A 25,177-nucleotide genomic window follows, 5' to 3' on the forward strand; every position below is an offset into this window, starting at 1 on the left:
TCGACGCCGGAGGGTGCTCCGCGCGTCGCGACCGCGCCGTGACCCGGGCGCCACCAGGACGTGACACAGGGGCGCGGGTGCCCGCCCCTCGCGCACGCGCACCCGTGGCTACGATGGGCCAGCCGGTGGCCAGCAGGGCCGCGCGGCTCACCGACCGTCGGGAAGGCCATGCTGAACAAGTACGCGCGTGCATTCTTCACGCGTGTCCTCACACCGTTCGCCGCGTTTCTGATCCGCCGGGGCGTCAGCCCCGACACGGTCACGCTCCTCGGCACCGCCGGCGTGATCGCGGGCGCGCTGGTCTTCTACCCCAGGGGTGAGTTCTTCTGGGGCACGGTCGTGATCACCCTGTTCGTGTTCTCGGACCTCGTCGATGGCAACATGGCCCGCCAGCTCGGCCGCTCAAGCCGCTGGGGCGCCTTCCTGGACTCCACGCTCGACCGGGTCGCGGACGGCGCGATCTTCGGGGGCTTCGCCCTCTGGTACGCGGGCAACGGCGACGACAACGTTCTCTGCGCGGTCTCTATCTTCTGCCTGGCCAGCGGCCAGGTGGTGTCGTACACCAAGGCCCGCGGCGAGTCCATCGGCCTGCCCGTCGCGGTCAACGGGCTCGTCGAGCGCGCCGAACGCCTGGTGGTCTCGCTGGTCGCGGCCGGTTTCGCCGGACTGCACAGGTTCGGCGTTCCCGGCATCCAGGTGCTGCTGCCCATCGCGCTGTGGATCGTCGCCGTCGGCAGCCTGGTCACGTTGATCCAGCGGGTCGTCACGGTGCGCCGGGAGGCCGCGGAGGCGGACGCCGCGCAGGCGGAGACGAGCGAGAATGCCTCGCAGGGGAGCGAGGCGGCGAAGTGAGCGGCCGGTACGAGAGCGAGGCGGCGACGTGACCAGCCTCCAGGAGCGGCTGACGGACGGGCTCTACGGCCTCGGCTGGAGCACGGTCAAGACGTTGCCCGAGCCCGTCGCCACCCGGCTGGGCCGGACCATCGCCGATCTCGCCTGGAAGCAGGGCGGCAAGGGCGTGCGACGGCTCGAGAGCAACTACGCGCGCGTGCTGCCCGACGCGAGTCCGCAGCACCTCGCCGAACTCACCAGGGCCGGCATGCGCTCGTACCTGCGCTACTGGATGGAGTCCTTCCGGCTTCCGGTGTGGAGCGAGCAGCGCATCAGGAGCGGCTTCGACCCGAAGGACCTGCACCACCTCACCGACGGACTGGCCGCCGGCCGGGGCGTCGTCCTCGCGCTGCCGCACCTGGCCAACTGGGACCTGGCCGGCGCCTGGGTCACCACCGCTTTGGGGATACCGTTCACGACGGTCGCCGAGCGCCTTCGGCCCGAGACGCTCTACGACCGGTTCGTCGCCTATCGCGAGGGCCTCGGCATGGAGGTGCTGCCGCACAACGGCGGCTCCGCCTTCGGCACCCTGGCGCGGCGGCTGCGGGGCGGCGGGCTGGTCTGCCTGGTCGCCGACCGCGATCTGTCCGCCTCCGGCGTCGCGGTCGACTTCTTCGGAGAGACGGCCCGGATGCCGGCGGGGCCCGCGCTGCTCGCCCGGCAGACCGGGGCGGTGCTGCTGCCGGTGACCCTCTGGTACGACGACTCGCCCGTGATGCGGGGCCGTGTGCATCCCCCGATCGAGGTACCGGCGACAGGCGACCGGGCTGAGAAGACGTCTGTCATGACACAGGCGCTGGCAGACGCCTTCGCCACGGGGATCGCCGAGCATCCGGAGGACTGGCACATGCTGCAGCGGCTGTGGCTCGCCGACCTGGATCCGGCGAGGGATCACGGGGAAGACGCCGGGAATCCCGCGAACGGCACGGAGAAAGATCCCGAGAAGGGGACCTCGTGAGGATCGGCATCGTCTGCCCGTACTCCTGGGACGTGCCCGGCGGCGTCCAGTTCCACATCCGCGATCTGGCCGAGTACTTCATCCGCCTCGGGCACGAGGTCTCCGTCCTCGCCCCCGCCGACGACGACACCCCCCTGCCGCCGTACGTGGTCTCGGCGGGCCGCGCGGTCCCGGTGCCGTACAACGGCTCCGTGGCCCGTCTGAACTTCGGCTTCCTCAGCGCCGCCCGGGTCCGGCGCTGGCTGCACGAGGGCCGCTTCGACGTCATCCACATCCACGAGCCGACATCGCCGTCGCTGGGCCTGCTGGCCTGCTGGGCGGCGCAGGGCCCGATCGTGGCGACCTTCCACACCTCGAACCCGCGCTCCCGGGCCATGGTCGCCGCGTACGCGATCCTCCAGGCGGCGCTGGAGAAGATCAGCGCGCGGATCGCCGTGAGCGAGTACGCCCGGCGCACGCTCGTCGAGCACCTCGGCGGCGACGCGGTGGTCATCCCGAACGGCGTGGACGTCGAATTCTTCGCGCGGGCCGAACCCAAGCCCGAGTGGCAGGGAGAGACGATCGGCTTCATAGGGCGCATCGACGAGCCGCGCAAGGGCCTGCCGGTCCTGATGAGGGCGCTGCCCAGGATCCTGGCCGCCCGTCCCGGGACCAGGCTGCTGGTCGCCGGGCGGGGCGACGAGGAGGAGGCGGTGGAGAAGCTGCCCGCCGAGCTGCGCCCGCGCGTGGAGTTCCTCGGCATGATCAGCGACGAGGACAAGGCGCGCCTGCTGCGCAGCGTCGACCTGTACGTGGCGCCCAACACCGGCGGCGAGAGCTTCGGGATCATCCTGGTCGAGGCCATGTCGGCGGGGGCGCCCGTGCTCGCCTCCGATCTCGACGCCTTCGCGCAGGTCCTGGACCGGGGAGCGGCCGGCGAGCTGTTCGCCAACGAGGACGCCGACGCGCTCGCCGACGCGGCGATACGACTGCTGGGCGACCCGGAGCGGCGCGCCGAACTCCGGGCGCGCGGGAGCGCCCACGTACGGCGCTTCGACTGGTCGACGGTCGGGGCGGACATCCTGTCGGTCTACGAGACGGTGACGGACGGCGCGGCGGCGGTGGCGGCGGACGAACGCACGGGTCTGCGGGCACGCCTGGGGCTGGCGCGGGACTGAATCGGGACGACCGGCCGTACGGGCAGCGGCCAGGCCCCGGGCCATCGCACGCGCGGACGGCCGACGGCCGCTGCACCCGGGAGCGGTGCGCAGCGGGAACGGGCCGGTGACAGCCGCCGGCGGCCGCCACGGGGGTGGCCGCTTCCGGGCCCGGCGGGCCGTGGCAGGCCCTGTACGGCGCCCGGGAGGGCCCCGCCGGGCCTCCGAGTCCCCGCGGCGCGCACGGTCCTTCCGGAAGCGTCCGGGGCCCGGCCGGGCCCCGTCGGCGGCCCGGTAGCCTTGCCGCCCGTGACCGCAACCCTCATCTGGATCCTCGTCGCCCTCGTCGCGATCGGCCTCTACCTGAGCTGGACCGCGGGCCGCCTCGACCGGCTGCACTCCCGGATCGACGCGGCGCGCGCCGCGCTCGACGCGCAGCTGTTGCGGCGGGCCTCGGTCGCCCAGGAACTGGCCACCTCGGGGGTGCTCGACCCGGCAGCCTCGATCGTCCTCTACGAGGCCGCGCACGCCGCCCGTCAGGCGGAGGAGGAGCAGCGGGAGGTCGCCGAGAGCGAGCTGAGCCAGGCCCTGAGGGCCGTCTTCGAGGAGGCGCAGCAGGTCGAGGCGGTCCGGGAGGCCCCCGGCGGGGAGGCGGCCGCGCGGGAGCTGACCGAGGCGGTGCGGAGGGTGCCGATGGCCCGGCGGTTCCACAACGACGCGGTGCGGGCGGCGCGGGCGCTGCGGCGCCACCGCAAGGTGCGCTGGTTCCGTCTCGCGGGCCACGCACCCTTCCCGCTGGCGTTCGAGATGGACGACGAACCACCGGCGGCGCTGACGGACCGGCCGACCGCCTGACGATCGAAGCGGCCGGGCGCGTCCATGGGCCGACCGGGCGGAATTCGCAGGTCAGGGCTCCATGGCCAGGCAAAACGATCCACCGGCTTCCCATTGGCCCTTGTCGTGGACTGCCTCCGTCCCGTTTCCTCGGCCCAGCAGCATTCCGCCTTCCCAGAATGAGGTCGAAACCCCGTGTCCAGCACGCTCTCCTCCCCCCAGACCCCCGAGACCGGCACCGCCCGCGTCAAGCGCGGCATGGCCGAGCAGCTCAAGGGCGGCGTGATCATGGACGTCGTCACGCCGGAGCAGGCGAAGATCGCCGAGGACGCGGGCGCCGTCGCCGTCATGGCCCTGGAGCGGGTGCCGGCCGACATCCGCAAGGACGGCGGGGTGGCCCGCATGTCCGACCCGGACATGATCGAGGGCATCATCGGCGCCGTCTCCATCCCGGTGATGGCCAAGTCGCGGATCGGCCACTTCGTCGAGGCCCAGGTCCTGCAGTCGCTCGGCGTGGACTACATCGACGAGTCCGAGGTCCTCACCCCGGCCGACGAGGCCAACCACTCCGACAAGTGGGCCTTCACCACGCCGTTCGTCTGCGGCGCCACCAACCTCGGCGAGGCCCTGCGCCGCATCGCCGAGGGCGCCGCGATGATCCGCTCCAAGGGCGAGGCCGGCACCGGCAACGTCGTCGAGGCGGTCCGCCACCTGCGTCAGATCAAGGGCGACATCGCCCGGCTGCGCGGCCTCGACAACCACGAGCTGTACGCCGCCGCCAAGGACCTGCGTGCCCCCTACGAGCTGGTCAAGGAGGTCGCCGAGCTGGGCAAGCTCCCGGTGGTGATGTTCTCCGCCGGTGGCGTCGCCACCCCGGCCGACGCCGCCCTGATGCGCCAGCTCGGCGCCGAGGGCGTCTTCGTCGGCTCCGGCATCTTCAAGTCCGGCGACCCGGCCAAGCGCGCCGCCGCCATCGTGAAGGCCACCACCTTCTACGACGACCCCAAGATCATCGCGGACGCGTCCCGCAACCTCGGCGAGGCCATGGTCGGCATCAACTGCGACACCCTTCCGGAGAGCGAGCGCTACGCCAACCGCGGCTGGTGACGGCTGCCGCATCACCGCACGAGGACATCACGTACATGACTGACGCACCTGTCATCGGCGTCCTGGCCCTCCAGGGCGACGTACGGGAGCACCTCATCGCCCTGGCCGCGGCCGACGCCGTGGCCAGGGCGGTGCGGCGCCCCGAAGAGCTCGCCGAGGTCGACGGCCTCGTCATCCCGGGCGGCGAGTCCACCACCATCTCCAAGCTGGCCGTCCTCTTCGGAGTGATGGAACCCCTTCGCGCGCGCGTGCGCGGAGGCATGCCCGTGTACGGCACCTGCGCGGGCATGATCATGCTCGCCGACAAGATCCTCGACCCGCGCTCGGGCCAGGAGACCGTCGGCGGCATCGACATGATCGTGCGCCGCAACGCCTTCGGGCGGCAGAACGAGTCCTTCGAGGCGTCGGTCGACGTCCGGGGCATCGAGGGCGATCCTGTAGAGGGCGTCTTCATCCGCGCCCCATGGGTCGAGTCCGTCGGCGCCGGGGCGGAGGTGCTGGCCGAGTACGACGGCCACATCGTCGCCGTGCGCCAGGGCAACGCGCTCGCCACGTCGTTCCACCCGGAGCTGACCGGTGACCACCGGGTGCACGCCCTGTTCGTCGACATGGTGCGCGCCGGGCGGACACCGGAGTCCTTGTAGGATCTCTGGCGTTCCGTACAGAGATGGGTTACGCGAAGGAGACAGGCAGATGTCCGGCCACTCTAAATGGGCCACGACGAAGCACAAGAAGGCCGTGATCGACGCCAAGCGCGGCAAGCTCTTCGCGAAGCTGATCAAGAACATCGAAGTCGCGGCGCGTATGGGCGGCGCCGACGTGGACGGCAATCCGACGCTGTACGACGCCGTACAGAAGGCCAAGAAGCAGTCGGTGCCGAACAAGAACATCGACTCGGCGATCAAGCGTGGCGCGGGCCTGGAGGCCGGCGGTGCCGACTACGAGACGATCATGTACGAGGGGTACGGGCCGAACGGCGTCGCGGTGCTCGTCGAGTGCCTGACCGACAACCGCAACCGTGCCGCCTCCGACGTCCGCGTCGCCATGACCCGCAACGGCGGCTCCATGGCGGACCCCGGCTCCGTCTCGTACCTGTTCAACCGCAAGGGCGTCGTGATCGTCCCCAAGGGCGAGCTGACCGAGGACGACGTCCTGGGCGCCGTGCTGGACGCCGGTGCCGAGGAGGTCAACGACCTCGGTGAGTCCTTCGAGGTGATCAGCGAGGCCACCGACCTGGTCGTGGTCCGCACCGCCCTGCAGGACGCCGGGATCGACTACGACTCCGCCGAGGCCAACTTCGTCCCGACCATGCAGGTCGAGCTGGACGAGGAGGGCGCCAAGAAGATCTTCAAGCTGATCGACGCGCTCGAGGACAGCGACGACGTGCAGAACGTCTTCGCCAACTTCGACGTCAGCGACGAGATCATGGAGAAGGCCGGCGCGTAGCGCTGCCGCGAGCCGAACGGGCCGACGGGACCGGCCACCCGTCGCCCGGCCCCTCGCCGAGGGCCTCGTCCGCCCCTCCCCTCATGTCGGCCCGCCACGTCGGCCCGCCGCTTTGCCGGTCGTTGTCGGTGGCACCCGATAGCCTGCACGAACAGGTAGGCGAAGGGAGGGGCGCGTGCGCGTGTTGGGGGTGGACCCCGGGCTGACCCGATGCGGCGTGGGCGTGGTCGAGGGCGTCGCGGGCAGGCCGCTGACCATGCTCGGTGTCGGCGTGGTCCGCACGCCCGTGGACGCCGACCTGGGCCATCGCCTCGTCGCCGTCGAGCAGGGCATCGAGCGGTGGCTGGACGAGCACCGGCCCGAATACGTCGCCGTGGAGCGGGTGTTCAGCCAGCACAATGTGCGGACGGTGATGGGCACCGCCCAGGCCAGCGCCGTCGCCATGCTCTGCGCCGCCCGCCGCGGCATCCCCGTCGCCCTGCACACCCCCAGTGAGGTCAAGGCCGCCGTCACCGGCACGGGCCGCGCCGACAAGGCCCAGGTCGGTGCCATGGTCACCCGGCTGCTGCGGCTCGACGCGCCGCCCAGGCCCGCCGACGCCGCGGACGCGCTCGCCCTCGCGATCTGCCACATCTGGCGCGCGCCCGCCCAGAACCGACTCCAGCAGGCCGTCGCCCTGCACGCATCGAAAGGCCGTCCCGCATGATCGCCTTCGTCAGCGGCCCGGTCGCCGCCCTGGCCCCGGACTCCGCGGTGGTCGAGGTGGGCGGCATCGGCATCGCCGTCCAGTGCACCCCGAACACGCTGTCCGGGCTCCGCCAGGGCCACCCGGCCAGGCTCGCCACCTCCCTGGTGGTCCGCGAGGACTCCCTGACGCTGTACGGATTCGCGGACGATGACGAGCGCCAGGTCTTCGAGCTGCTGCAGACCGCGAGCGGCGTCGGCCCGCGCCTGGCCCAGTCGATGCTGGCCGTGCACACCCCGGACGGCCTGCGTCGCGCCGTGGCCACCGGCGACGAGAAGGCGCTCACCGCGGTTCCCGGCATCGGCAAGAAGGGTGCCCAGAAGCTCCTGCTGGAGCTGAAGGACCGGCTGGGCGAGCCGGTCGGCGCCCCCGCGGCCGGCACGGCGGTCTCAGCCGGCTGGCGCGACCAGCTGCACGCCGCGCTGATCGGACTCGGGTACGCGACCCGCGAGGCGGACGAGGCGGTCGCCGCGGTCGCCCCGCAGGCCGAAGGCGCCGAGGGCACCCCCCAGGTGGGGCAGCTGCTGAGGGCGGCCCTGCAGACACTCAACAGAGCGCGCTGACGGGCGCGGCTGCCCCAGGAACCCCGCGCCGGCCCCGCGCGGGGCGGCCCCATCCCCGTACGAACCGACCGACCGCGACCCCGAGGCACATACGATGAACTGGGACGACACGACCGGCACCCCCGCCCCCCAGCGGCTGGTAGGCCCTGTCGCCGACCGTGAGGACCAGGCCGTCGAGGCCGCCCTGCGACCGAAGGACCTGGACGAGTTCATCGGCCAGGAGAAGGTCCGCGAACAGCTCGACCTCGTGCTGCGCGCCGCCCGCGCGCGGGGCGCCACCGCCGACCACGTGCTCCTGTCGGGCGCCCCCGGCCTCGGCAAGACGACCCTCTCGATGATCATCGCGGCCGAGATGGGCGCTCCCATCCGCATCACCAGCGGACCCGCCATCCAGCACGCCGGCGACCTCGCCGCGATCCTCTCCTCCCTGCAGGAGGGCGAGGTGCTCTTCCTCGACGAGATCCACCGCATGTCCCGGCCTGCCGAGGAGATGCTCTACATGGCGATGGAGGACTTCCGCGTCGACGTCATCGTCGGCAAGGGGCCCGGCGCCACCGCCATTCCGCTGGAACTGCCGCCGTTCACCCTGGTGGGCGCCACCACGCGGGCGGGTCTGCTGCCGCCCCCGCTGCGCGACCGCTTCGGCTTCACCGCGCACATGGAGTTCTACGAGCCCGCCGAACTGGAGCGCGTCATCCACCGTTCGGCGAACCTGCTCGACGTCGAGATCGACCCCGACGGCGCCACCGAGATCGCCGGCCGCTCCCGGGGCACGCCCCGCATCGCCAACCGGCTGCTGCGCCGCGTACGCGACTACGCGCAGGTCAAGGCCGACGGGGTGATCACCCGCGAGATCGCGGCGGCCGCCCTCACCGTCTACGAGGTCGACGCCCGCGGTCTGGACCGTCTGGACCGGGCCGTCCTCCAGGCCCTGCTCAAGCTCTTCGGCGGCGGCCCCGTGGGCCTGTCGACGCTCGCGGTCGCCGTGGGGGAGGAGCGCGAGACCGTCGAGGAGGTCGCCGAGCCCTTCCTGGTGCGTGAGGGGCTGCTCGCCCGCACCCCGCGCGGTCGGGTGGCGACTCCGGCCGCCTGGGAGCACCTCGGCCTCACCGCGCCACGCGGGACCACCGGGGGAAACGGACAACAGGACCTGTTCGGGGCGTGACGGCGCGGGACTCGCACCGGCAGGAACCCGGGTGCCATGCTGAGCGTTGTTCCTTGCGTGCGGACTCGCTTAGACTCCGCCGATGCCGCCTTTGTGGGCGGTGCCGACCACCCCCATCCATCAGGCCGCCGACCGGGCGGTCGTGCGAAGGAAACTCCGTCCCGTGAATACCTTGACCCTCCTCCCCTTCATCGTGCTCATCGCGGCCATGTTCCTGATGACGCGCTCGGCCAAGAAGAAGCAGAACCAGGCCGCGGAGATGCGGAACCAGATGCAGCCCGGCTCGGGCATCCGCACGATCGGGGGCATGTACGCGACGGTCAAGGAGGTCAACGAGGACACGGTCCTCCTTGACGCGGGCCCCGGCGTGGAACTGCTCTTCGCGAAGAACGCCATCGGCGCCGTCCTGTCCGACGACGAGTACAACCGCATCGTCCACGGCATCGAGCACGACCTGAAGGCCGACGGCGCCGTGGTGCCGGACGACGCCTCCTCCCTCACCGAGACCGACGAGCCGGCCTCCGACGCCACGGCCGCCGCCTCCGACGCCCAGACCGTCGACCTCGGTAAGAAGGACGCGGACGACGCGGCCGACGAGGTGGCCGACGCCAAGGCCGAGGAAGCGGAGCCGAAGAAGACCGACGGCGACTCCGAAGCGAAGTAGTACCGCCCCGGGAAGCCGGCGCGGACCGCTCGCGCCGCGTGCCTCCCGGGACGCGTCGTTCGTGCACGGAGTCCCGACACCATGGCATGGCCGTCCGCGCGCCCACCCGGCGCCGGCCGGCCCGAGAGGGAGTACGAGAAGGTGGCAGCACCGAAGAGGGGCCGGAGTGCGGGCGCCCAGAGCAAGCCGGGGCGCTCGCTGGCCCTCATCCTGATCGCCATCGCGGCGCTCACCGGGGGAATGTTCGCCTCCGGACACACCACTCCGCGTCTCGGCATCGACCTGGCCGGCGGTACGAGCATCACGCTCCGGGCGGTCGCCGAGCCCGGCCAGGAATCCGCGATCAACAAGACCAACATGAACACCGCGGTCGACATCATGAACCGCCGTGTCAACGGTCTGGGCGTCTCCGAGGCCGAGGTCCAGACCCAGGGCGACCGCAACATCATCGTCAACATCCCCAAGGGCACGAACTCCAAGCAGGCGCAGGAGCAGGTCGGCACCACCGCCAAGCTCTACTTCCGCCCGGTCCTGGCCACCGAGGTCTCCGGCGCCGCCGCGACGGCCAGCCCGTCGCCGAGCGCCTCCGGCAGCTCCCCGAGCAAGGCCACCGGCAAGGCGAACCCGTCCGCGTCCCCGTCGGGCTCCGCCCCGCCGAAGGGCTCCGCCTCCCCGTCGGCGAGCGCCACCTCCCAGGGACGCGCGGTCACCGACGCCCTGAAGGCCGGCTCCTCGCCGTCCGCAACCGCCTCCTCCTCTCCGAAGGCTTCCTCCTCGCCGAAGGCGTCGTCCAGCGCCTCTCCGTCCGCGAGCAGCTCCGCCGGCGACTCGGCCGCCAAGCTCCAGGCGCAGTACGCGGCGCTCGACTGCACCGACAAGAAGGTCCGCGCCACCGCCGGCAAGAACGCCAAGCCCAGCGAGGCCACCGTGGCCTGCGGCCAGAACTCGCAGGGCCAGTGGCAGAAGTACGTCCTCGGCCCCGCGGCGGTCGACGGCACGGACGTCAAGAAGGCCCAGGCCGTCTACAACACCCAGACCGCTGCGGGCTGGACGGTCACCATGGACTTCACGTCCAAGGGCACCAAGAAGTTCGCGGACATCACCGGCCAGCTCGCGCAGAAGCAGTCTCCGCAGAACCAGTTCGCCATCGTCCTGGACGGCGAGGTCGTCTCCGACCCGTACGTCCGCGAGGCACTGACCGGCGGCAACGCGGAGATCTCCGGCAACTTCAAGCAGGAGGAGGCCCAGAGCCTCGCCAACATGCTCTCCTACGGCGCCCTCCCGCTGAGCTTCAAGGAGGACAGCGTCACCACGGTGACCGCGGCGCTCGGCGGTGAGCAGCTGCAGGCCGGCCTGATCGCGGGCGCGATCGGTCTCGCCCTGGTCGTCATCTACCTGGTGGTCTACTACCGCGGTCTGTCGCTCATCGCCGTCGCCTCGCTGCTGGTCTCCGCCGTCCTCACTTACGTGATCATGTCGCTGCTCGGCCCGACCATCGGCTTCGCGCTGAACCTGCCGGCCGTCTGCGGTGCCATCGTCGCGATCGGTATCACGGCCGACTCGTTCATCGTGTTCTTCGAACGCATCCGGGACGAGGTCCGCGAGGGCCGCTCGCTGCGCCCCGCCATCGAGCGGGCCTGGCCGCGCGCCCGGCGCACCATCCTGGTCTCCGACTTCGTCTCGTTCCTGGCCGCCGCGGTGCTGTTCATCGTGACCGTCGGCAAGGTCCAGGGCTTCGCGTTCACGCTCGGTCTGACCACCCTGCTCGACGTGGTCGTCGTCTTCCTCTTCACCAAGCCGCTGATGACGATCCTCGGCCGTGGGAAGTTCTTCTCCAGCGGCCACAGCTGGTCCGGTCTCGACCCGAAGCGACTGGGTGCCAAGCCGCCGTTGCGCCGCACCCGCCGTCCCTCCGCCCCCGTCGACCCGAAGGAGGCGTGAGATGTCGAAGCTCGGCACCCTCGGCGCCCGACTGCACCGCGGCGAGGTCGGCTACGACTTCGTCGGCAACCGCAAGATCTGGTACGGCGTCTCGATCCTGATCACCATCACGGCCATCCTCGGCCTGGCGGTGCGAGGCCTGAACATGGGCATCGAATTCCAGGGAGGCGCCGTCTTCACCACACCGAAGACGAGCGTCTCGGTCGCCCAGGCGGAGAAGTACGCGCAGGACTCGTCCGGTCACGACGCGATCGTGCAGAAGCTCGGCAACGGCACCCTGCGCATCCAGATCGCCAGCATCGACACCGACGAGTCCGACCAGATCAAGACCGACCTGGCCAAGGACCTCAAGGTCGACGCGGAGTCCATCAATGCCGACCTGGTCGGCCCCAGCTGGGGCGAGCAGATCGCCAACAAGGCATGGCAGGGCCTGGGGATCTTCATGGTCCTCGTCGTGATCTACCTGGCGATCGCCTTCGAGTGGCGCATGGCCCTGGCCGCGCTCGTCGCACTGATCCACGACATCACCATCACCACCGGCATCTACGCCCTCGTCGGCTTCGAGGTCACGCCCGGCACGGTGATCGGTCTGCTGACGATCCTCGGTTACTCGCTCTACGACACGGTCGTCGTCTTCGACAGCCTCAAGGAGCAGACGAAGGACATCACCAAGCAGACCCGCTGGACCTACAGCGACATCGCCAACCGCTCGATCAACAGCACCCTCGTCCGCTCCATCAACACCACGGTGGTCGCGCTGCTGCCCGTCGCGGGTCTGCTGTTCATCGGCGGCGGCTTCCTCGGCGCCGGCATGCTCAACGACATCTCGCTGTCGCTGTTCGTCGGCCTCGCGGCCGGCGCGTACTCGTCGATCTTCATCGCCACCCCGCTCGTCGCCGACCTCAAGGAGCGCGAGCCGCAGATGAAGGCACTCAGGAAGCGCGTCCTCGCCAAGCGTGCGCAGGCCGCCGCCGAGGGAGAGCTCGTCGACGCGGGGGCCGTCGGCGAGCCGCAGGACGCGGCCACCGCGGTCGTGGGCCCGCGCGCCGGGGCCGCGCCCCGCGGCGGCGGCCGCGGCCCGGCCACGGGGAAGCGCCGATGACCGACATAGCGGCCCTCCTGCTCAGCCGCATCCGGGACGTGCCCGACCACCCGGAGCCGGGGGTGATGTTCAAGGACATCACCCCGCTGCTCGCCGACCCGGTGGCGTTCACCGCGCTCACCGAGGCACTGGCCGGGCTGACCGTGCGGTACGGCGCCACGAAGATCGTCGGGCTGGAGGCCCGCGGCTTCATCCTCGGTGCCCCGGCCGCCGTCCGTGCGGGCGTCGGATTCGTCCCCGTACGCAAGGCGGGCAAGCTCCCCGGAGCGACCCTCAGCCAGGCGTACGAGCTGGAGTACGGATCCGCGCGGATCGAGGTGCACGCCGAGGACCTGACCGGGGCCGACCGTGTGATGGTCGTCGACGACGTCCTCGCCACCGGAGGCACCGCCGAGGCGTCGTTGCGGCTCATCCGCCGGGCGGGCGCCGAGGTCGCGGGTGTGTCCGTGCTGATGGAGCTGGGCTTCCTGGGCGGGCGCGCCCGTCTGGAGCCGGCCCTGGACGGCGCCCCGCTGGAGGCGCTGATCCGGGTCTGAGACCCGCGGGGCACCCCCCGCGCACGGTGGCGGACGGCCACAGGGCAGGGCGAGGCGGGCCCGGAGGAATTCCGGCGCCCGCCTCGTGCGTTTCTTCCGTAGAAGACCGTCTCAGCGGCCTTGGGGCGAGCCCCGAGCCCGGGATCGCTACCATGGGGTCTCCGGAGCCTGACCGGGGGACCCGGATCGCGCACGAGGAGCCCTCTTGCCAGACGAGGCCCAGCCACTGACCGCCGCCAAGCCCGACGCGACGTCGACGGCCGCGGCCACGCCCGCGCGCAACACGAAGGACGCCCCGCGCGGGCGGGTCGAGCATGCCCAGTCCGCGCCCGTCGACCACGCGGCCGAGCAGCCGCGTCCCAAGCCGGTCCCCGAGCGTGCCCCGGCGGTCCGTCCGGCGTCCGCCCCTCCCTCCCGCTCCGGCTCCTCCAACCGCGTCCGGGCCCGCCTCGCCCGCTTGGGCGTGCAGCGCGCCAACCCCTACAACCCGGTCCTTGAGCCGCTGCTGCGCATAGTGCGCGGCAACGACCCGAAGATCGACGCCGCCACGCTCCGCCAGATCGAGCGCGCCTACCAGGTCGCCGAGCGCTGGCACCGCGGACAGAAGCGCAAGAGCGGCGACCCGTACATCACTCACCCGCTCGCGGTGACCACGATCCTCGCCGAGCTGGGCATGGACCCGGCCACCCTCATGGCGGGGCTGCTGCACGACACGGTCGAGGACACCGAGTACGGCCTGGACCAGCTGCGCCGCGACTTCGGTGACACGGTCGCCCTCCTCGTCGACGGCGTCACCAAACTGGACAAGGTCAAGTTCGGCGAGGCCGCGCAGGCCGAGACCGTGCGCAAGATGGTCGTCGCCATGGCGAAGGACCCGCGGGTCCTGGTCATCAAGCTCGCCGACCGCCTGCACAACATGCGCACCATGCGCTACCTCAAGCGTGAGAAGCAGGAGAAGAAGGCGCGCGAGACCCTGGAGATCTACGCGCCGCTCGCCCACCGCCTGGGCATGAACACCATCAAATGGGAGCTGGAGGACCTCGCCTTCGCGATCCTCTACCCCAAGATGTACGACGAGATCGTGCGCCTGGTCGCCGAGCGGGCCCCCAAGCGCGACGAGTACCTGGCCAAGGTGATCGACGAGGTCCAGGCGGACCTGAGGGCGGCCCGCATCCGGGCCACCGTCACCGGCCGCCCCAAGCACTACTACAGCGTCTACCAGAAGATGATCGTCCGCGGTCGCGACTTCGCGGAGATCTACGACCTGGTGGGCATCCGCGTCCTCGTGGACACCGTCCGCGACTGCTACGCGGCGCTGGGCACGGTCCACGCCCGCTGGAACCCGGTTCCGGGGCGGTTCAAGGACTACATCGCGATGCCCAAGTTCAACATGTACCAGTCGCTGCACACGACGGTGATCGGCCCCAGCGGCAAGCCCGTCGAACTCCAGATCCGCACGTTCGACATGCACCGCCGCGCCGAGTACGGCATCGCCGCGCACTGGAAGTACAAGCAGGAGGCGGTCGCGGGCGCCTCCAAGGTCCGTACGGACGCCCCTCGTTCGAACGCCAAGGACAAGGACGCCGTCAACGACATGGCGTGGCTGCGCCAGTTGCTCGACTGGCAGAAGGAGACCGAGGACCCGAGCGAGTTCCTGGAGTCCCTGCGCTTCGACCTGTCACGCAACGAGGTGTTCGTCTTCACCCCGAAGGGCGACGTCATAGCGCTGCCGGCCGGTGCCACCCCGGTGGACTTCGCGTACGCGGTCCACACCGAGGTCGGCCACCGGACGATAGGGGCCAGGGTCAACGGGCGCCTGGTGCCCCTGGAATCCACCCTGGACAACGGCGACCTGGTGGAGGTCTTCACCTCCAAGGCACCCGGCGCGGGCCCGTCCCGCGACTGGCTCGGCTTCGTGAAGTCGCCGCGCGCCCGCAACAAGATCCGCGCATGGTTCTCCAAGGAGCGGCGCGACGAGGCGATCGAGCACGGCAAGGACGCGATCGCCCGGGCGATGCGCAAGCAGAACCTGCCGATCCAGCGCATCCTCACCGGTGACTCGCTCGTCACGCTCGCCCATGAGATGCGCTACCCCGACATCTCGTCGCTGTACGCGGCGATCGGCGAGGGCCATGTCGCCGCGCAGAACGTCGTGCAGAAGCTGGTGCAGGCGCTCGGCGGCGAGGAGGCCGCCACCGAGGAGATCGACGAGACCGTCCCGCCGGCGCGGGGCCGCGGCCGCAAGCGGCGCACCAGCAGCGACCCCGGCGTGGTCGTCAAGGGCGTCGAGGACGTCTGGGTCAAACTGGCCCGCTGCTGTACGCCCGTCCCCGGCGACCCCATCATCGGCTTCGTCACGCGTGGCAGCGGTGTGTCGGTGCACCGCAGCGACTGCCTGAACGTGGAGTCACTGTCCCGGGAGCCCGAGCGCATCCTGGAGGTGGAGTGGGCGCCGACCCAGTCGTCGGTCTTCCTCGTCGCGATCCAGGTCGAGGCGCTGGACCGCTCGCGTCTGCTCTCGGACGTCACCCGGGTCCTGTCCGACCAGCACGTCAACATCCTCTCGGCCGCCGTCCAGACCTCCCGCGACCGGGTGGCGACCTCCCGCTTCACCTTCGAGATGGGCGACCCCAAGCACCTCGGCCATGTGCTGAAGGCGGTGCGCGGTGTGGAGGGCGTGTACGACGTGTACCGGGTGACGTCGGCCCGCAGGCCGTAGTCCGGCGGACCCGCCCGCAGGCATACGGAAGGGGCTCCCGTACGCGCTCGGTCATGTGCTGAAGGCGGTGCGCCGTGTGGAGGGCGTGTACGACGTGTACCGGGTGACGTCGGCCCGCAGGCCGTAGTCCGGCGGACCCGCCCGCAGGCATACGGAAGGGGCTCCGTACGCACCGTACGGAGCCCCTTCCGTGCGCCGGGCCGGCCCGGCCGCCCCGTCAGCCGCCGAACTCCTGCAGGCCCTTCAGCGCCTGGTCCAGGAGCGCCTGGCGGCCCTCCAGCTCCTTCTCCAGCTTGTCGGCCTTGGCGTTGTTGCCCGCCGCCCTGGCCTGCTCGATCTGGCCCCTCAGCTTGTCCACGGCCGCCTGCAGCTGACCGGTGAGGCCCTCCGCACGGGCCCGGGCCTCCGGGTTGGTGCGGCGCCACTCGGCCTCCTCGGCCTCCTGGATCGCCCGGTCCACCGTGTGCATCCGGCCCTCGACCCGGGCGCGCGCGTCCCGCGGCACGTGGCCGATGGCCTCCCAGCGCTCGTTGATCGAGCGGAAGGCGGTACGGGCGGCCCTGAGGTCCGTGATCGGAAGCAGTTTCTCCGCCTCCTCGGCCAGCCCCTCCTTGAGCTTGAGGTTCTCGGCCTGCTCGGCGTCCCGCTCCGCGAAGACCGAGCTGCGCGCCGCGAAGAACACGTCCTGGGCGCCGCGGAAGCGGTTCCACAGGTCGTCCTCGTACTCGCGCTGTGCGCGGCCGACGGCCTTCCAGTCGGCCATCAGCTCGCGGTAGCGCGCCGCGGTCGGACCCCAGTCCGTGGAGCCGGACAGTGCCTCGGCCTCGGCGACCAGCCGCTCCTTGGCCTTGCGGGCCTCCTCGCGCTGGGCGTCGAGCTGCGCGAAGTGCGCCTTGCGGCGCTTGGAGAACGCCGACCGGGCGTGCGAGAAGCGGTGCCACAGCTCGTCGTCCGACTTGCGGTCGAGCCGCGGAAGCCCCTTCCAGGTGTCCACCAGAGCCCGCAGCCGCTCACCGGCGGCCCGCCACTGGTCGGACCTGGCCAGCTCCTCGGCCTCGGCGACCAGCGCCTCCTTGGCCGTCCGTGCCTCGTCCGACTGCCTGGCCCGCTGCGCCTTGCGCTGCTCGCGGCGCGCCTCGACGGTCTCCATGAGCTTGTCCAGGCGGGCGCGCAGCGCGTCCAGGTCGCCGACCGCGTGGTGCGCGTCGACCTGTTCCCGCAGATGGTCGACCGCGGCCTGGGCGTCCTTCGCCGACAGGTCGGTGGTCTGGACTCGCTTTTCGAGGAGGCCGATCTCGACAACCAGGCCCTCGTACTTGCGCTCGAAGTAGGCCAGCGCCTCCTCGGGGGAGCCGGCCTGCCAGGAACCGACGACCTTCTCGCCGTCGGCCGTCCGCACGTACACGGTCCCCGTCTCGTCGACGCGGCCCCACGGGTCGCTGCTCACAGCGCCTCCTCCACATGATGCCTGCGGGGGCTCCAGCGCCCCGGGCATCGTCCACAGTTTCGTCACCGCCAACATAGGCGACCGGCGGGGCGGCTGTCCGCATCCCGCGCGACCGAAATTCCGCAGTTGACGGTCAGGATTTCGTCACGCTCGCCTTGTTGATCACGACAGTTGCATTGGGCGCGCCGTCGCCCGCGCCCGTGTTCTCGCCGGCCGCCGCGATCTTCTTGAGCACCTTCATGCCGCCCGCGTCGATGGTGCCGAACGGTGTGTAGCTGGGCGGCAACTGACTGTCCTGGTACACGAGGAAGAACTGGCTGCCGCCGGTGTGCTTCTGCCCCGTGTTCGCCATGGCGACCGTGCCCGCCGGGTACACGTTCCCCTTCAGGCTCTTGTCCTTCAGGTTCTCATCCGGAATGGTGTAGCCGGGGCCGCCGCTGCCGAGTCCCTTCGGGTCGCCGCACTGCAGCACGTAGATGCCGTTGGTGGTGAGCCGGTGGCACTTGGTGTGATCGAAGAAGCCCTGGCCCGCGAGGAAGTCGAACGAGTTCACGGTGTGCGGGGCCGCCGCCGCCTTCAGCGCGATGTCGATCTCACCGCACGTGGTCGCGAGCTTCATCGTGTACTTCGCCGACGTGTCGATCGTCATCGCCGGCTCCTTCTTCCAGCTCAGCGACTTGACCTTGCCCTCGGCGGGTTTCTGGCACGGGTCCGGGGCCTTGCTGGTCGCCGCGGCACTCGGGGACGCCTCGGACCCCGCGTTCGCCTTCTTGTCGTCGCTCTTGAAGGCGCCCGCCGCGTACGACACGGCACCGCCCACCAGGACCACGCCGAGGACCGACGCGATCACGGAGTTGCGCAGGCGCGCCTTGCGCCGTGCTTCCGTTCGCCGCTGCTGCTGCCGCAAGAACTTCTCCCGGGCGAGCTGTCGCCGCCGCTGTTCCTGGGTGACCACGGGGTTTTCTCCTCATGCGTCTCGTCCGCCGACCGGTACGCGTGCGTCTGGTGTGACGACTGCCTGCGCGTGCCCCGTACCGTATATGGGTTCGCTGAGGAATCGGCAGCGCCGGTAGGCTCTGACCCACAGCGAGCCACTGCCGTACGACACACCGAAGGACGATCGTGCTGATTGCCGGCTTCCCCGCCGGGGCCTGGGGGACCAACTGCTACCTCCTCGCCCCCGCCGCGGGCGAGGAGTGCGTGATCATCGACCCGGGCCATCAGGCCGCCCAGGGAGTCGAGGACGCGCTGAGGAAACATCGGCTCAAGCCCGTCGCGGTCGTCCTCACCCACGGGCACATCGACCACGTGGCCTCGGTCGTCCCGGTGTGCGGCGCGCACGACGTACCCGCGTGGATCCACCCCCGGGACCGCTTCATGATGAGCGACCCCGAGAAGGCGCTCGGGCGTTCCATCGGGATGCCGCTGATGGGGGAGCTGACCGTGGGGGAGCCGGACGACGTCAGGGAGCTGACCGACGGTGCGCGGCTGGAGCTGGCCGGCCTGGAGCTGAGCGTCGCGCACGCGCCCGGCCATACCAAGGGGTCGGTGACCTTCCGGCTGCCCGAGACCGAGGACATCCCCTCGGTCTTCTTCTCGGGCGACCTGCTGTTCGCCGGCTCCATCGGACGCACCGACCTGCCCGGCGGTGACATGGCCGAGATGCTCGACTCGCTGGCCCGCGTGTGCCTGCCCCTCGACGACTCGACCGTGGTGCTGTCCGGCCACGGCCCCCAGACGACCATCGGCCAGGAGCGCGCCACCAACCCGTATCTGCGGCAGGTGGCCGCCGGCCAGGGAGCCGAGCCCGCTCCCCGACGAGGAATGTGACGAGAGACCTTCCGTGAGCACCTTCAAGGCACCCAAGGGCACCTACGACCTGATCCCGCCGGAGTCCGCCAAGTACCTCGCCGTGCGCGAGGCGATCGCGGCCCCGCTGCGCACCTCCGGCTACGGCTACATCGAGACCCCCGGCTTCGAGAACGTCGAGCTGTTCGCCCGAGGCGTGGGCGAGTCCACGGACATCGTGACGAAGGAGATGTACGCCTTCGAGACGAAGGGCGGCGACAGACTCGCCCTGCGGCCAGAGGGCACCGCCTCCGTGCTGCGCGCCGCGCTGGAGGCCAACCTCCACAAGGCGGGCAACCTGCCGGTCAAACTCTGGTACTCCGGCTCGTACTACCGCTACGAGCGCCCGCAGAAGGGCCGCTACCGGCACTTCTCGCAGGTGGGCGCCGAGGCCATCGGCGCGGAGGACCCGGCCCTGGACGCCGAGCTGATCATCCTCGCGGACCAGGGGTACCGGTCGCTGGGCCTGAGGAACTTCCGGATCCTGCTGAACAGCCTCGGCGACAGGGAGTGCCGCCCGGTCTACCGGGCCGCGCTGCAGGACTTCCTGAGGGGCCTCGACCTGGACGAGGACACGCGCCACCGCGTCGACATCAACCCGCTGCGGGTACTGGACGACAAACGGGAGTCGGTCCAGAAGCAGCTGACGGGAGCCCCGCTGCTGCGCGACTACCTGTGCGACGCCTGCAAGGCGTACCACGAGGAGGTCCGCGAGCTGATCACCGCGGCGGGCGTGGCCTTCGAGGACGACCCGAAACTGGTGCGCGGCCTGGACTACTACACGCGGACCACCTTCGAGTTCGTCCACGACGGTCTGGGCTCCCAGTCCGCGGTGGGCGGCGGCGGCCGCTACGACGGCCTCTCGGAGATGATCGGCGGCCCCTCGCTGCCCTCGGTGGGCTGGGCGCTGGGCGTCGACCGCACGGTGCTGGCCCTGGAGGCCGAGGGCGTGGAGCTCGAACTGCCCGCCGGCACCAGTGTGTTCGCGGTCCCGCTGGGCGAGGAGGCCCGTCGCGTCCTGTTCGCCAAGGTCACCGAGTTGCGCAAGGCGGGCATCGCGGCGGACTTCTCCTACGGCGGCAAGGGCCTCAAGGCGGCGATGAGGGCGGCCGACCGGTCCGGCGCGCGCTACGCCCTCGTGCTGGGCGGGCGTGACTTGGCAGAAGGGGTCGTCCAGCTCAAGGACATGGAGTCCGGCGAGCAGCACGCGGTCCCCTTGGGGGAGACGGTGGAAACGCTGCGAGCACGGCTCGCGTGACAGCCGGGCCGGACGGCACGCGGCCGTCCGGCCCGGCACCCCGCGTCGGCGGGGGCCACGCTCCGCTTCGGTTCGCGTTCTTCATGGCGCCTGGATCACCCCCGCGTCGGCGGGGAACGGCGGTCGGAGCACCCGGGACAGCGAGCTGCGCACCCGAACGTCACAGCACCCCCCTCCACATCGCGGTGGTCACCGCCGCAGTCCTGTGGTCCACCCCCGACCGGCTGCTTGGGACTGCGGAGGGCGGCGCTCGACGTGCGGTACCGTCTCGCGGACCGTCAACTCCGCGGGCGCCGGTTCGTCCTGCCGGACGATCCCCACTCTCGAGCGCCACGCGCGCGTGCCACGCGCCGGATCCACCCCGAGCAGGACACCTCGCCCGCGTCCCGGTCGCGGTTGCCCTGGAGCATCTCCACGGTGGTCGTCTTGCCCGCGCCATTGGGGCCGAGCAGGCCGAACACCTCGCCCCGCCGGATCCCGAGATCGATTCCGTCGACCGCGGTCACGTCCCCGTACTGCTTGCGCAGCCCCCGTACGTTCACCGCGAGCCCGTTCGCGTGTGTGGTCGTACCGAACAGCCTCGGCCGGAATCGAACGCTCCGGGGGCACCGTGCGTACCTCCTTGTGCCCATCGAGCGGTGGACACCCGTCCTCGTGCGGCACAATGGCGGCGAGCCAGGTTCCTCTCCCGAGCATCGGAAGCGGCGTGATGAGCAAGACGACAGTCAGGGACGTCTCGACCGGGTCCACCGAGCCGGAGCGCACGGACCCGCCCCGCACCGCGGGCGGCAGCCGTGCCTTCGCGTTGCTGCTCGTGATCACGGGTGCGGCCGGCCTGCTCGCCGCCTGGGTGATCACGATCGACAAGATCAAGATCCTTGAGGGCAAGGTGAGCGGGAAGACGTTCACCCCCGGCTGCAGCATCAACCCGATCGTGTCCTGCGGCAGCGTCATGGAGAGCAAGCAGGCGTCCGTCTTCGGGTTCCCCAACCCGATGCTCGGCCTCGTCGCCTACGGCATCGTCATCGCCGTCGGCATGAGCCTGCTCACCCGCGTCCGCTTCCCGCGCTGGTACTGGCTGACCTTCAACGCCGGCACCCTCTTCGGCGTGGGCTTCTGCACCTGGCTGCAGTTCCAGTCGCTGTACCGGATCAACGCACTGTGCCTGTGGTGCTCGCTGGCCTGGGTCGCGACGCTCACCATGTTCTGGTACGTGACCTCGTTCAACGTCCGCAACGACTTCCTGCCCGCCCCGCGTCCGGTGAAGAACTTCCTCGCCGAGTTCACCTGGGTCCTTCCGGTCACGCACACCGGCGTCATCGCCATGCTGATCCTTACCCGGTGGGGCGACAAGCTCTGGGCCTGACCGGCGCCGGCGGCGTTGTCGGCGGGGTGACATAGGGTTTTGGGCGTGGAGCCCGACCTGTTCACCGCAGCCGCAGAAGAACGCCAGGAGAAGGACCCGGCCGGCAGCCCCCTGGCGGTCCGCATGCGCCCGCGCACCCTCGACGAGGTGGTGGGCCAGCAGCACCTGCTCAAGCCGGGATCACCGCTGCGGAGACTGGTCGGCGAGGGCGGCGGCGGGCCCGCGGGTCCCTCCTCGGTCATCCTCTGGGGCCCGCCCGGCACCGGCAAGACGACGCTGGCCTACGTCGTCTCGAAGGCCACGAACAAGCGCTTCGTCGAACTGTCGGCGATCACCGCGGGCGTCAAGGAGGTCCGCGCGGTCATCGACGGCGCCCGCCGCGCCAGCGGCGGCTTCGGCAAGGAGACCGTCCTCTTCCTCGACGAGATCCACCGCTTCAGCAAGGCCCAGCAGGACTCCCTGCTCCCGGCCGTCGAGAACCGCTGGGTGACGCTGATCGCGGCGACCACGGAGAATCCGTACTTCTCGGTGATCTCCCCGCTGCTGTCCCGCTCCCTCCTGCTCACCCTCGAACCGCTCACGGACGACGACGTGCGCGGCCTGCTGCGCCGGGCCCTGACCGACGAGCGCGGGCTGCGGGGCGCCCTCACGCTCCCCGAGGACACCGAGGACCATCTGCTGCGCATCGCCGGCGGCGACGCCCGGCGCGCCCTCACCGCCCTGGAGGCCGCGGCCGGGGCCGCGCTCGACAAGGGCGAGCCGGAGATCGGCCTGACGACCCTGGAGGAGACCGTCGACCGCGCGGCGGTGACGTACGACCGCGGCGGCGACCAGCACTACGACGTGGCGAGTGCCCTGATCAAGTCGATCCGCGGCTCGGACGTGGACGCCGCGCTGCACTACCTGGCCCGGATGATCGAGGCCGGCGAGGACCCCCGGTTCATCGCCCGCCGTCTGGTGATCTCCGCCAGCGAGGACATCGGCCTCGCCGATCCCAACGCGCTGCCGATCGCCGTCGCCGCCGCCCAGGCCGTCGCGATGATCGGCTTCCCGGAGGCCGCGCTGACCCTCAGCCACGCCACCATCGCCCTCGCCCTGGCCCCCAAGTCCAACTCGGCGACCACGGCGATCGGTGCCGCCATGGAGGACGTCCGCAGGGGACTGGCCGGCCCGGTGCCCCCGCACCTGCGCGACGGGCACTACAAGGGCGCCGCCAAGCTCGGCCACGCGCAGGGGTATGTGTATCCGCACGACCTCCCCGAGGGCATCGCCGCCCAGCAGTACGCCCCGGACGCGCTCAGGGAGCGCACGTACTACCGGCCGACCCGTCACGGAGCCGAGACGCGGTACGCGGACGCGGTGGAATGGACCCGCAATCACCTCGGACGGAAGCAGTCCTAGCCACCCTGTAGACTTGCGCGAAGCGCTGCGTCCCGTGTCCGGCACCTCGACAAGAGGCGGCCGGCGCCACCAGAGCGGGACATCCAGCCGGAACCCCGTCGCCGTACGGCACGGGGATCCAGGAGCGTCGCGCACCGTCGAACGGTGTCGCGGGCAGCCCACCACCTCCCCGGCAGTCCCGGGACGGGTCGGTGGGCCACTCGCGTGCTGCACGTATGTGCCCAGACCAGGGGAGCGGCTGCCCGGTAGGTCCCCCGCGGACCCGCAGGGATTCCCCGGCTGCGGATGCGACCTCCCCTAACCCTGGTGAAGCCGGTTACAGACAGAAACACGAGGTGTTCGGTTCATGGCGAACCAGTCCCGCCCCAAGGTCAAGAAGTCGCGTGCCCTCGGTATCGCGCTGACCCCGAAGGCCGTCAAGTACTTCGAGGCCCGCCCCTACCCGCCGGGCGAGCACGGCCGCGGTCGCAAGCAGAACTCGGACTACAAGGTCCGTCTGCTGGAGAAGCAGCGTCTGCGTGCTCAGTACGACATCTCCGAGCGTCAGCTGGTGCGCGCCTACGAGCGTGCCTCCAAGGTGCAGGGCAAGACCGGTGAGGCGCTGATCGTCGAGCTCGAGCGGCGTCTCGACGCGCTGGTCCTGCGTTCGGGCATCGCCCGCACGATCTACCAGGCCCGTCAGATGGTCGTGCACGGCCACATCGAGGTCAACGGCCAGAAGGTCGACAAGCCGTCGTTCCGCGTCCGTCCCGACGACGTCGTGATGGTCCGCGAGCGCAGCCGTGACAAGACGCTCTTCCAGATCGCCCGCGAGGGTGGCTTCGCCCCCGAGGGCGAGACCCCGCGCTACCTCCAGGTGAACCTCAAGGCCCTGGCGTTCCGCCTGGACCGCGAGCCCAACCGCAAGGAAGTTCCGGTGATCTGCGACGAGCAGCTCGTCGTCGAGTACTACGCCCGCTGATCGCTCTCATCGGACGCAGTACTCCCAGCACGCCGGCCCGCCGGCTCCCCGCCCTCCCGGGCGGGCGAGCCGGCGGGCCGACGCGTGCACGGGCCCGTCCGCCCCGCCGGCGAACCGGCCCGGCGTGCACGGAACGCGGCGGGCGCGTGCGGTCCGCACCGGCGCTTCCCCTGACTCCATGCGCGCGGCTCCCAGGGCCTGTCTGGGGTCGTGATCTGGGCTCGCGGGGCGTGGCAGCATGCTCGCCGCGTTGCCGGAATGTCCGAGGGGGTGTTTCGAAAGTCCCGCACAGCACCCACGGCGCCCGGCACGCTCCCCCAGGCTCTTCGAGCAGGGGGCACCCGCACTCGCCGCACCGGCCGGAACCCCGAGTACGTCCAGTACGAGGGCTTTCGTCCGGTACGCCGAGAGGACGCACCGGACACCGCGGGCACCGCACAGGACTTTCGAAACACCCCCTAGCAGCTCCGCTACGAGGACATTCCGGCGCCTTGCGATCGCACGCACCATGCCCCGCTCCCTGATCCAGATCGCAACCCCAGACAGGCCCTAATCCGGTACGGACCGGCCGCCCCGGCGCGATAGGCTCGGGAGACGACTTTTCGATGTTCAGGCACGTTCTAGGGGAGCGGGTGCACACGGTGTCCGGTGGAGAGGTGGCCGGGATCCTGGTGGCCGTTTTCTGGGCGATCCTGGTCTCCTTCCTCGCCGTCGCGCTGGCGAGGCTGGCCCAGACGCTCAAGGCGACCACGAAGCTGGTGGCGGACGTGACGGAGCAGGCCGTGCCGCTGCTGGCGGACGCCTCCACCGCGGTGCGCTCGGCGCAGACCCAGATAGACCGGGTCGACGCGATCGCGTCGGACGTCCAGGAGGTCACGTCGAACGCCTCGGCGCTGTCGACGACCGTCGCGTCCACCTTCGGCGGCCCCCTGGTCAAGGTCGCGGCGTTCGGCTACGGCGTGCGCCGGGCGATCGCCGGCCGTAGGGAGAACGTGCCCGCCAAGGCGCCCCGGCGTACCGTGATCGTGGGCCGCACCGTCCCGTCTCCGCGACGGGGGAAGCGGAACACCCGGGAAGAGAGAGACTGAC

At 71.1% G+C, this 25,177-nt stretch carries 23 protein-coding genes and 1 pseudogene; 21 read left to right on the plus strand and 3 right to left on the minus strand.

All coding sequences use genetic code 11. The annotated features are described in order from the left end of the window. Positions 1-168: 168 nt before the first annotated feature. The 15 genes from pgsA to ACFSL4_RS21680 all read left to right on the plus strand — a co-directional run bounded on the left by pgsA (position 169) and on the right by ACFSL4_RS21680 (position 15,807). Positions 169-852: a phosphatidylinositol phosphate synthase gene (gene pgsA, locus ACFSL4_RS21610; protein WP_381085321.1), complete on the plus strand. Its 684-nt coding sequence runs from the start codon at positions 169-171 to the stop codon at positions 850-852. Positions 853-880: 28 nt separating this feature from the next. Beyond that, positions 881-1,849: a phosphatidylinositol mannoside acyltransferase gene (locus ACFSL4_RS21615; RefSeq protein ID WP_381085324.1), complete on the plus strand. Its 969-nt coding sequence runs from the start codon at positions 881-883 to the stop codon at positions 1,847-1,849. Next, a complete protein-coding gene (locus ACFSL4_RS21620; protein WP_381085327.1) occupies positions 1,846-3,006 on the plus strand; it encodes a glycosyltransferase family 4 protein in 1,161 nt (386 codons plus the stop codon). Before ACFSL4_RS21615 ends, ACFSL4_RS21620 begins: the two co-directional genes overlap by 4 nt. 288 nt (positions 3,007-3,294) lie before the next feature. Further along, positions 3,295-3,840 (plus strand): LemA family protein, encoded by a 546-nt coding sequence (locus ACFSL4_RS21625; protein ID WP_381085330.1) that lies wholly within the window; start codon positions 3,295-3,297, stop codon positions 3,838-3,840. Between the two features lie 174 nt (positions 3,841-4,014). Continuing rightward, on the plus strand, positions 4,015-4,926 hold the full coding sequence (gene pdxS / locus ACFSL4_RS21630; protein ID WP_381085333.1) for a pyridoxal 5'-phosphate synthase lyase subunit PdxS: 912 nt from the start codon (positions 4,015-4,017) through the stop codon (positions 4,924-4,926). A 35-nt stretch (positions 4,927-4,961) separates the two neighbouring features. Next, positions 4,962-5,570: a pyridoxal 5'-phosphate synthase glutaminase subunit PdxT gene (pdxT, locus tag ACFSL4_RS21635; RefSeq protein WP_381085336.1), complete on the plus strand. Its 609-nt coding sequence runs from the start codon at positions 4,962-4,964 to the stop codon at positions 5,568-5,570. Positions 5,571-5,619: 49 nt separating this feature from the next. Next, the gene (locus ACFSL4_RS21640) at positions 5,620-6,372 is read left to right on the plus strand and encodes a YebC/PmpR family DNA-binding transcriptional regulator (RefSeq protein WP_381085339.1); all 753 of its coding nucleotides are present in this window, start codon (positions 5,620-5,622) and stop codon (positions 6,370-6,372) included. A gap of 175 nt (positions 6,373-6,547) precedes the next feature. Then, positions 6,548-7,078 carry a crossover junction endodeoxyribonuclease RuvC gene (gene ruvC, locus ACFSL4_RS21645; RefSeq protein WP_381085342.1) on the plus strand — a complete coding sequence of 177 codons (531 nt, stop codon included), beginning with the start codon at positions 6,548-6,550 and terminating at the stop codon, positions 7,076-7,078. Further along, entirely contained in the window at positions 7,075-7,680 is a 606-nt protein-coding gene (ruvA, locus tag ACFSL4_RS21650; RefSeq protein WP_381085345.1) for a Holliday junction branch migration protein RuvA, read from the plus strand. The genes ruvC and ruvA overlap by 4 nt, the downstream gene beginning before the upstream one ends. A 94-nt stretch (positions 7,681-7,774) precedes the next feature. Then, on the plus strand, positions 7,775-8,845 hold the full coding sequence (gene ruvB / locus ACFSL4_RS21655) for a Holliday junction branch migration DNA helicase RuvB (RefSeq protein WP_381085348.1): 1,071 nt from the start codon (positions 7,775-7,777) through the stop codon (positions 8,843-8,845). A 163-nt stretch (positions 8,846-9,008) separates the two neighbouring features. Next, a complete protein-coding gene (gene yajC, locus ACFSL4_RS21660) occupies positions 9,009-9,509 on the plus strand; it encodes a preprotein translocase subunit YajC (RefSeq protein WP_381085351.1) in 501 nt (166 codons plus the stop codon). A gap of 141 nt (positions 9,510-9,650) precedes the next feature. Then, on the plus strand, positions 9,651-11,450 hold the full coding sequence (gene secD, locus ACFSL4_RS21665; protein WP_381085354.1) for a protein translocase subunit SecD: 1,800 nt from the start codon (positions 9,651-9,653) through the stop codon (positions 11,448-11,450). Position 11,451: 1 nt separating this feature from the next. Further along, on the plus strand, positions 11,452-12,552 hold the full coding sequence (gene secF / locus ACFSL4_RS21670) for a protein translocase subunit SecF (RefSeq protein WP_381085356.1): 1,101 nt from the start codon (positions 11,452-11,454) through the stop codon (positions 12,550-12,552). Then, a complete protein-coding gene (locus tag ACFSL4_RS21675; protein WP_381085359.1) occupies positions 12,549-13,088 on the plus strand; it encodes an adenine phosphoribosyltransferase in 540 nt (179 codons plus the stop codon). Before secF ends, ACFSL4_RS21675 begins: the two co-directional genes overlap by 4 nt. A gap of 205 nt (positions 13,089-13,293) precedes the next feature. Continuing rightward, positions 13,294-15,807, plus strand: a complete 2,514-nt coding sequence (locus ACFSL4_RS21680; RefSeq protein ID WP_381085362.1) for a RelA/SpoT family protein — start codon at positions 13,294-13,296, stop codon at positions 15,805-15,807. Between the two features lie 217 nt (positions 15,808-16,024). Here the strand turns inward: ACFSL4_RS21680 and ACFSL4_RS21685 are convergent, their stop codons facing one another. Together ACFSL4_RS21685 and ACFSL4_RS21690 are read right to left on the minus strand one after the other, a co-directional pair. Then, positions 16,025-17,254: a DUF349 domain-containing protein gene (locus ACFSL4_RS21685; RefSeq protein WP_381085365.1), complete on the minus strand. Its 1,230-nt coding sequence runs from the start codon at positions 17,252-17,254 to the stop codon at positions 16,025-16,027. Positions 17,255-17,387: 133 nt separating this feature from the next. Beyond that, positions 17,388-18,209: a peptidylprolyl isomerase gene (locus ACFSL4_RS21690; RefSeq protein ID WP_381085368.1), complete on the minus strand. Its 822-nt coding sequence runs from the start codon at positions 18,207-18,209 to the stop codon at positions 17,388-17,390. Positions 18,210-18,376: 167 nt separating this feature from the next. On the opposite strand from ACFSL4_RS21690, the gene ACFSL4_RS21695 reads away from it, so the two are divergent. After that, positions 18,377-19,084, plus strand: coding sequence for an MBL fold metallo-hydrolase (locus tag ACFSL4_RS21695; RefSeq protein WP_381085371.1), 708 nt, complete (start codon positions 18,377-18,379; stop codon positions 19,082-19,084). A 13-nt stretch (positions 19,085-19,097) separates the two neighbouring features. After that, entirely contained in the window at positions 19,098-20,360 is a 1,263-nt protein-coding gene (gene hisS, locus ACFSL4_RS21700) for a histidine--tRNA ligase (RefSeq protein ID WP_381085374.1), read from the plus strand. Between the two features lie 234 nt (positions 20,361-20,594). Here the strand turns inward: hisS and ACFSL4_RS21705 are convergent. After that, positions 20,595-20,902 (minus strand): annotated as a pseudogene (locus ACFSL4_RS21705) (ATP-binding cassette domain-containing protein); the annotation flags it as partial. Positions 20,903-21,069: 167 nt separating this feature from the next. Here ACFSL4_RS21705 and ACFSL4_RS21710 point away from each other — a divergent pair. The 4 genes from ACFSL4_RS21710 to ACFSL4_RS21725 all read left to right on the plus strand — a co-directional run bounded on the left by ACFSL4_RS21710 (position 21,070) and on the right by ACFSL4_RS21725 (position 25,176). Next, positions 21,070-21,726: a vitamin K epoxide reductase family protein gene (locus ACFSL4_RS21710; protein WP_381085377.1), complete on the plus strand. Its 657-nt coding sequence runs from the start codon at positions 21,070-21,072 to the stop codon at positions 21,724-21,726. Between the two features lie 45 nt (positions 21,727-21,771). Then, complete coding sequence (locus tag ACFSL4_RS21715) at positions 21,772-23,127, plus strand: replication-associated recombination protein A (RefSeq protein ID WP_381085380.1); 1,356 nt, start codon at positions 21,772-21,774, stop codon at positions 23,125-23,127. A gap of 346 nt (positions 23,128-23,473) precedes the next feature. Continuing rightward, positions 23,474-24,088: a 30S ribosomal protein S4 gene (rpsD, locus tag ACFSL4_RS21720; RefSeq protein ID WP_381085383.1), complete on the plus strand. Its 615-nt coding sequence runs from the start codon at positions 23,474-23,476 to the stop codon at positions 24,086-24,088. A gap of 632 nt (positions 24,089-24,720) precedes the next feature. Further along, positions 24,721-25,176 carry a DUF948 domain-containing protein gene (locus ACFSL4_RS21725; RefSeq protein WP_381085511.1) on the plus strand — a complete coding sequence of 152 codons (456 nt, stop codon included), beginning with the start codon at positions 24,721-24,723 and terminating at the stop codon, positions 25,174-25,176. Position 25,177: the final 1 nt, after the last annotated feature.

The organism is Streptomyces caeni, assembly GCF_042678285.1.
GTDB lineage: Bacteria > Actinomycetota > Actinomycetes > Streptomycetales > Streptomycetaceae > Streptomyces > Streptomyces caeni.